A 7,707-nucleotide genomic window follows, 5' to 3' on the forward strand; every position below is an offset into this window, starting at 1 on the left:
TATTATTGATAAAATTATGTCCAAATAAACAAAAATAAGGGTAAATTGAATTTACCCTTATTTTATTATTCAAAAGACCCTCTCTTAGCCATGTAGTGATTTATAAATCGTCCCTGCCAGCACCTTACCAATGCCTTTCACGCTAGCAATCTCGCTTTCGGACGCACCAAGTAATTGCTGAATACCGCCAAAATGAGCCAACAGGTCTCGCCTGCGTTTTGCCCCCAGGTTGGGGATGACTTCCAGCACGCTTGCCCCACGAGCCTTGTCTCGTTTTTTGCGGTGAGCGGTAATGGCAAAGCGGTGAGCTTCGTCTCGTATGTGCATGATAAGGTGCAGCGCCTTAGAATTCATTGGTAAATCTATCGGCTCATGCTCCAAAAAGTGTAGCACTTCAAGCCCTGCCTTTCGCCCCTCGCCCTTTGCCACGCTGACGAGCAATGTCTCGTCCAATTTACCAAGCTCGGTTAAGACGTCTTTGGCAATGTTTAACTGCCCCTTACCGCCGTCTATCAATAGCAAATCAGGCAAGGGGTGTTTGGCATACCGCCTTGTCAGCACCTGTCTCATCGCCCCATAGTCATCGCCCCCGACCACGTCATGAATGGCGTACTGGCGATAATCCCGCTTTCTTGCCCCACGACTGTCAAACACCACGCACGACCCCACCGCCAGCTCGCCCATGGTATGACTGATGTCAAAGCACTCAATGCGGTTAATCGCCCTATCCGACACCGCTCCTAGCACCTGTTGCATGGCGACAAACCGCTCATTTAATTCATTAAAATCCGACAACTTGGCGGTCAAGGCATTATGAGCATTCAAAATCGCCAGCTCCTGCCACTCTCGGCGGTGCTTTTGTACCTTGTCTTTTATCAGGCATTTTTTGCCAAATTCAGCATTTAACAGCTTGGCGACCGTGTCTTTGTCATCTATCATCTCATTGATGATAATCTCTTTGGGCAAATCATCGCTCACGTCCAAATAAAACGACAACAAAAACCGCTCCAATCGCTCAGCAGGCGTATCAAACACCCCCACATCATCAGGAAAATAATTCTTACCGCCCAGCACCTTACCACCACGCACGGTCAGCACATGGACGACCGTCAGCCCGTTTTTGTCGGCAATGGCAAACACATCGGCACTGCTGTCATCACCCACCCGATACACCGCTTGACGGGCGGTAATGTCAGAGAGCATGGCAAGGCGGTCTCGGTAAAATACGGCTTGCTCAAAGTACATATTCTCGGCAGATTCGTGCATTTTTTGGGCGAGCATGGCTTGCAGTTCGCCTGTTTTACCATTCAAAAAATCTAACGCTTGCCCCACATTATCATCATAATCAGTCTGGCTAATCAGCCCCACGCACGGGGCGGTACAGCGTTTGATTTGGTGTTCTAGGCAGGGGCGTTTGGCGGTGGCAAATACCGTATTGGTACAGTTTCTTAGCATAAAGAGCTTTTGCAAAAGTAGCACCGCTTCTTTGGCACTCGTGGCGGACGGATAAGGCCCAAAATAGCGACCCTCGGCATGATTGCCCTTGCCCCGCCCCACCGCAAGGCGTGGGAATTTATCCTTTGAGATGAACAGATACAGATAGGATTTATCATCCCTTAGAATGATATTATAAGGCGGACGGTGCTGTTTGATGAGATTTTGTTCAAGGAGTAGAGCCTCAGATTCACCTCGTGTGATGATGATTTCAATATCACAAATACGAGCAACCAAAGCCACTGTTTTTGGATGTTCAACAGTCTTGGCAAAATAGCTATTAACCCTATTTTTTAGAGATTTGGCTTTACCAATGTACAAAATTTCACCCGACTTGCCAAGCATTTTATAAACCCCTGGCAGGTTGGGAATATTTTTTAATAATTGTATAAGACGGTCAGCATGAGCATGATTCATAAAAAACTTAGGTACTTAACTGATGGTTTTATAAGGTAAATATAAGGTAAATTTTAGGTTTTACAAGTCATACCAAATCAAGTCATACCAAATGATGAATAAAAAAGAGCCAAAACTGGCTCTTTTTGACAAATAAACAAGGTTGCACAATAATATTGTGCAATACATCTTGATTAGTTATTAGTGGTTGTTTGCACAGGAACAGTTGTAACAACAGTGCCATCAGCGGCAGCATTGGCAGCATCAGCAGCAGCTTCGGCGGCATCTTGGGCATTTTCAGCAGTAGCCTCAGCTTGTTTTGCAACAGTGCCATCACCTGCAATTTGTGCCTCAGCAGCAGCATTAGAAGCCGTATCAGCAGCGGCTTGTGCAACATCAGCGGCCTGTTGTGCGGTAGCATCAGCAGGAGCAGCAGCGGCAGCAACTTGTGCCTCATTTGCAGCTTCTTGGGCAGCAACAGCAGCATCGGTTGCTTCTTCCGCTGGTTTTGAACAGGCAGTTAGTGCCAATGAACCAACTAGGGTAGCTAGGATTAACTTTCTCATACTATTTTCTCCAAAAAGTGGAAGTTTTAGATTACCTAAATATAGGTCGTCTAAATTATAGGTATTCCAAATAGGTTTTAGGTAACATTCATCCATCATCCAAACATCATCATAAATACAAATGATGCAAAAAAACAATAAAGTATTACCCCTATATTGCTCGTGCTATTATATAAACATCATTCGGCAATAACAAATGATTTTTAGTAATAAATAGGGTCAATCTGTAACAAAACGTTTCTTTTGACCGCCATTTTTGATTTTTGTCATAAAAATGACTTCAAATTTTTTTAAAATGATTATTTTTCAATGGATTTTGGTAACCGCTGTTTTTAAAAACGACAACTCAAATCATTGACAAGCAGACCAAAATGATAACATTTTAACCACTTTTTTATAATGACAGCTTGCCAATATCATCTCATTTATCAACATTTACAATAAATAAAGACCTTATTTAGTCATGTTATTAAAAAACTCATCATTGGTTTTGGCATCTTTTAGACGGTCAAGCAAAAACTCGGTCGCCTGATAGTCATCCATGGGCTGCAAAAGTTTACGCAAAACCCACAATTTTCTTAGCATTTCATCATCAATCAGACGTTCTTCACGACGAGTGGATGATTTTTTGATGTTAATGGCAGGGAAGATACGGCGTTCAGCAAGTTCTCGCTCTAAGGTAATCTCTTGGTTACCCGTGCCTTTAAATTCTTCAAAAATCACGCTATCCATCTTCGAGCCTGTGTCAGTCAGGGCGGTAGAGATAATGGTCAAACTGCCACCTTCTTCAACATTACGAGCCGCCCCAAAAAAGCGTTTTGGACGCTCCAACGCATTGGCATCCACCCCCCCTGTCAGCACCTTACCGCTTGACGGAATGACTGTGTTGTAGGCACGGGCAAGACGTGTGATGGAGTCTAACAGGATAACCACATCTTGTTTGTGTTCAACAAGGCGTTTGGCTTTTTCGATGACCATCTCCGCCACTTGGATGTGGCGAGCAGGTGGTTCATCAAAGGTCGATGCCACTACTTCGCCACGCACCGTGCGTTGCATTTCAGTCACTTCTTCGGGACGTTCATCAATGAGTAGAACGATGAGATAGCATTCGGGATGGTTTTTTGAGATGGCTTGGGCGATGTTTTGTAGTAGCACCGTCTTACCTGCCTTGGGCGGGGCGACGATGATAGAACGCTGACCCTTACCAATGGGAGCAATGAGGTCAATCACACGCCCTGTCAAGTCTTCGGTCGTGCCGTTGCCCACTTCTAGGCGCAACTGCTGGGTCGGGAAAAGTGGTGTTAAGTTCTCAAAGATGAGTTTGTGGCGTGAGCGGTCGGGTGTGTCAAAGTTAATCTCACTGACCTTTAATAGAGCAAAATACCGCTCGCCATCTTTGGGCGGTCTGATTTGCCCTGCGATGGAGTCGCCTGTTTGTAGATTGAAACGGCGGATTTGGCTTGGGCTGACATAAATGTCATCAGGCCCTGCCAAATATGACCCTTCCGATGACCGTAAAAAGCCAAAACCATCTGGCAAAATCTCTAAAACGCCATCACCATAAATCGGCTCGCCGTTTTTGGCGTGGGTTTTTAGGACGGCAAAAATGATGTCTTGTTTACGGCTACGAGCCATGTTTTCAAGCCCCATTTGCTCAGCAATGTATAGCAACTCGCTGACAGGCTTGCGTTTTAGTTCGGTCAAATTCATGAGATGATCTAGATAAGATGTGTAGAAGTGAAAATACAATGAACACCGCCAAGAAAAAAGTCAAGGACTGACAAGGGCGGTAAAAATATGAAAGGATAAATCAGCCACCCATAATAACCGCTCTTTGCCCGAATGTCAAGGGCTTGGGGATGATTTTTTGATTTGCCAAAGGCTTATGACTGGCAGATGGTTGGGCAGGCAAGTCAGCAAGCCCCTTGTTAGGTTTAGATTTTTGTCACTTGCCATGCTCCATCGCCCATCACTTCTAGTTTGGTATCGTGGTATTTGAGCAAGGTTGAGCGATGTCCCACACTGATAAGTGTGGTATTTGGCAGGCTCATGAGCAGTCCATACATGGCATTTTCTAACCCTTCATCCATACTGGCGGTCGCTTCATCCAAAAACACCACGCTAGGGCGATGTAGTAGCACCCGAGCCATGGCAAGGCGTTGCTGTTCGCCAAGCGAGAGTTTTTGCGTCCAGTTTTCTTCGTGATGCAGTTTATCCACCAAATGCCCAAGTTGCACACGCTCCAACAAAACCGCCATGTCATCATCTGACACATCCTCTGGCACAACCTTAGGATAATACAAAGTATCAATCAACCGCCCTTGTGGCAAATAAGGCTTTTGTGATAAAAATAGCGTGTGAGCAGGGCAAGCGACCGCCCCGTCCGCCCACGACCAAATGCCTGCCACTGTCCGTAGCAAAGTCGTCTTACCCAGTCCTGATTTGCCTTGTATCAACAAATGCTCGCCTTGGGTTATGGTTAAGTTTAGCTTATCAATCAGCACTCTGCCAGCAGGGGTTTTTACGGTCAAATCAGCAAATACCACATCCGACTCATGGGGCGTTATGGCGATGGTTTGTTCCGTTTGGGCGTGTTGTATGGCATTTTCAAAATCCGTCAAACGGTCAAGCGTGGCTTTATAAACCGCAAAATCATCATAAATATTTCTAAAATAAGACAAGTTACCATGAAGTCGCCCAAACACTTGCATGGTCTGCATTAAGTCGCCAAGCTTGATGTTGCCTGCAAAATACCGCCCCACTTGGATAAGCAAAGGAAATACGCTGGATATTTGCGTTACCACCAAATTAAACCCTGAAAATTTTAACGTGCGATGTACAATGCCCCACATATTGCCCACCACTTTATCAAATTCACGATACAGTCTTGCCTTTTCTACTCGCTCGCCTGCATAAAATGCCACGCTCTCGGCATATTCTTTGAGACGAATGAGCGAATAGCGGTAGTTGGCGTTAAATTTTTCATTATCAAAGCTAAGCTTGATGAGCGGTTTGCCAAGCCATATCGCAATCACGGTTGCGATAAGCACATAGATAAAGACCAAAAACACCATCATCTTGGGAATCTCAACCCCCATGACCGTCATCGACCCCGCCAGTCCCCAAAGCAGTATGGTAAATGACACAATGGAACTTACGGACGCTATCACGCCTGTGGCAAGCGTGAGTGAACGTTTGGCATATTCTTGGATGTCCTGCTGTATGCGTTGGTCGGGGTTGTCAAGTTCCATAAAGGCGGTTTTGTAGTAGGCTTGATTGGCAAGCCATCTATCCACAAAATGACGATTGAGCCACTCTATCCAGTTGATACAAAACCGCTGTTCGGCATAGTACATGAGTAGCACATTTGCCACCGCCGTACTGGCGATAAAACAAAACACCACCATCTGCGTCCAAAAGACCTCTTGGTTTAAGTCCTGCAAAGACGAATACATGGTGTTATACCAATTAGAATGAATCAAACTAATCCGCACTTCTAATAAGGTCAAAAACACAATAAACGCAAAAAATGTCAATGGCTTAATACTGCGTTTGGGCGACAAATAGCCCTGTGCCATCGCCCAAAACTGCCCACCCCAAGCGGTAAATCTAACCAAGCCCCACACGAACAACGAAAAACACACGCTCGTGATTGCCATGCTTTTGGCAAGCCAGATGAGCGAATCGATGATTTCTTTTGACCAATCCATAATACCCCAACACACCCCAACGAATAAATCTCAAATACAAAATGGGCGTATTTTAGCATGATTTTGGCGTTTTTATTAATAATGATAATTTATAACAATCAAAAATTTATCTTAAAAGAGGATTTGATTTATTTTTAAATGTAAATAACTATTTAGTGATATTGACTTTTATTTGAAAATAAAATATATTAATAAAGTTTATTATTTTGTAACAAATATTGTTGTAAAGTAACTTATTTTTACCGCACCTATTTTTAAAGAATATTTTTATGAAAAAAACCTTAATCGCCCTTGCGGTCAGTCATGCTTTAGTCAGCCTTGCTCATGCCGATGACAACACTGCCATCTCAACCACTGTTAGCACTGACGAAACAGGTGTCTCTACGTTCCAAGCAGTCATGCCCAGTGAGACGATTGTCATCACCCCATTTAGCCAACAAATGGGCACCCAAACCTTAACCGCCAGCCAAATCAAAAACCAACCCACAAGCAACGGCAACATCACCGAACTTTTAAAAAACAACCCAAGCGTACAGTTTGACAATCAAGCAAATTCAAGTCTTATGGGTGGAGAGCTTGAACCTGCCAAAGTGTCGTTTCATGGTGAAAAATTTTATAACAACAACTTCATGATTGATGGGTTGTCTAATAACAACAACATCGACCCCGCCAGTAACAACGCCATTGCAGGTAGCCTGCCGACAGGTTATAACGCTTGGGATTTACCAGCAGGGGGCGAGCAGTCGCTTTGGATTAATAGCCGTTTGCTTGACCATGTTGAAGTCTTTGACAGTAACGTCTCTGCCAAATATGGCGACTTTACAGGCGGTGTGGTGGACGCCAAAATCAAAAATCCCAAGTCCGACCGAGCCTCGGGCTATGTCTCTTATCGCATGACAGATGACGCTTTGACCAGTTTTCATGTGCATGGCGACATCAAGGACGACTTTGAGTCGGCAAGTCAGCTGTATTATCAGCCCCGTTTTACCAAAGAGTTCTACTCTGCCAGTATCAACCAACCTATCAATGATAAGTTTAGCCTACTGTTTTCTTATGACCGCCAAACCTCCAAAATCCCCTACTACCAAAACATCTTGAACGAATGGCGAGACCAAGAACGTAAAAGCGAAACGTATCTACTAAAAGGGCTTTATAAAGCAGACAATGGCGATACGGTAAGTGCTACTGCCATGTACGCCCCGCATTCATCGCTGTTTTATCGCCGTAACATCAAAGACAGTGGTTTTGAAAACCAAGGCGGTGGTTATCGCTTTAACATCGACTGGAAACATCTGGCAAATTGGGGGCGTGTCAATAGTGTCATCGGCTATCAGCATGACGAAAACACCGTTACCAACGAATCCGACCACTACTATCCGTGGTGGCACAAATACCAAAATAACACCTCCTCCGTCATCAACTGGGCGACAGGCTCACTCACCAAGGCAGGGAGCCAGACTGGTTTGCAAGGGGGTTATGGCAAATTTGGCACGGACAAAAAGACCTTGACCGCCAAACAAGATTAGACCTCTTTCCAAACT

Annotated in this window: 5 protein-coding genes; 1 reads left to right on the forward strand and 4 read right to left on the reverse strand. The window is 44.7% G+C overall.

What is annotated here, in order from left to right:
- Positions 1 to 84 precede the first annotated feature (84 nt).
- The 4 genes from uvrC to B5J94_RS10480 all read right to left on the reverse strand — a co-directional run bounded on the left by uvrC (position 85) and on the right by B5J94_RS10480 (position 6,166).
- Complete coding sequence (gene uvrC, locus B5J94_RS10465; RefSeq protein ID WP_062499736.1) at positions 85 to 1,911, reverse strand: excinuclease ABC subunit UvrC; 1,827 nt, start codon at positions 1,909 to 1,911, stop codon at positions 85 to 87.
- Between the two features lie 173 nt (positions 1,912 to 2,084).
- Positions 2,085 to 2,594: a hypothetical protein gene (locus B5J94_RS10470; RefSeq protein ID WP_211271084.1), complete on the reverse strand. Its 510-nt coding sequence runs from the start codon at positions 2,592 to 2,594 to the stop codon at positions 2,085 to 2,087.
- Positions 2,595 to 2,909: 315 nt separating this feature from the next.
- Positions 2,910 to 4,166 carry a transcription termination factor Rho gene (gene rho / locus B5J94_RS10475; protein WP_062499733.1) on the reverse strand — a complete coding sequence of 419 codons (1,257 nt, stop codon included), beginning with the start codon at positions 4,164 to 4,166 and terminating at the stop codon, positions 2,910 to 2,912.
- A gap of 224 nt (positions 4,167 to 4,390) precedes the next feature.
- On the reverse strand, positions 4,391 to 6,166 hold the full coding sequence (locus tag B5J94_RS10480; protein WP_062499731.1) for an ABC transporter ATP-binding protein/permease: 1,776 nt from the start codon (positions 6,164 to 6,166) through the stop codon (positions 4,391 to 4,393).
- Positions 6,167 to 6,435: 269 nt separating this feature from the next.
- Here B5J94_RS10480 and B5J94_RS10485 point away from each other — a divergent pair, with 269 nt between their 5' ends.
- The gene (locus B5J94_RS10485) at positions 6,436 to 7,692 is read left to right on the forward strand and encodes a TonB-dependent receptor plug domain-containing protein (RefSeq protein ID WP_062499729.1); all 1,257 of its coding nucleotides are present in this window, start codon (positions 6,436 to 6,438) and stop codon (positions 7,690 to 7,692) included.
- The last annotated feature ends 15 nt before the right edge of the window (positions 7,693 to 7,707 follow it).

It is taken from the genome of Moraxella lacunata, from assembly GCF_002027545.1.
Classification (GTDB): Bacteria; Pseudomonadota; Gammaproteobacteria; order Pseudomonadales; family Moraxellaceae; genus Moraxella; species Moraxella lacunata.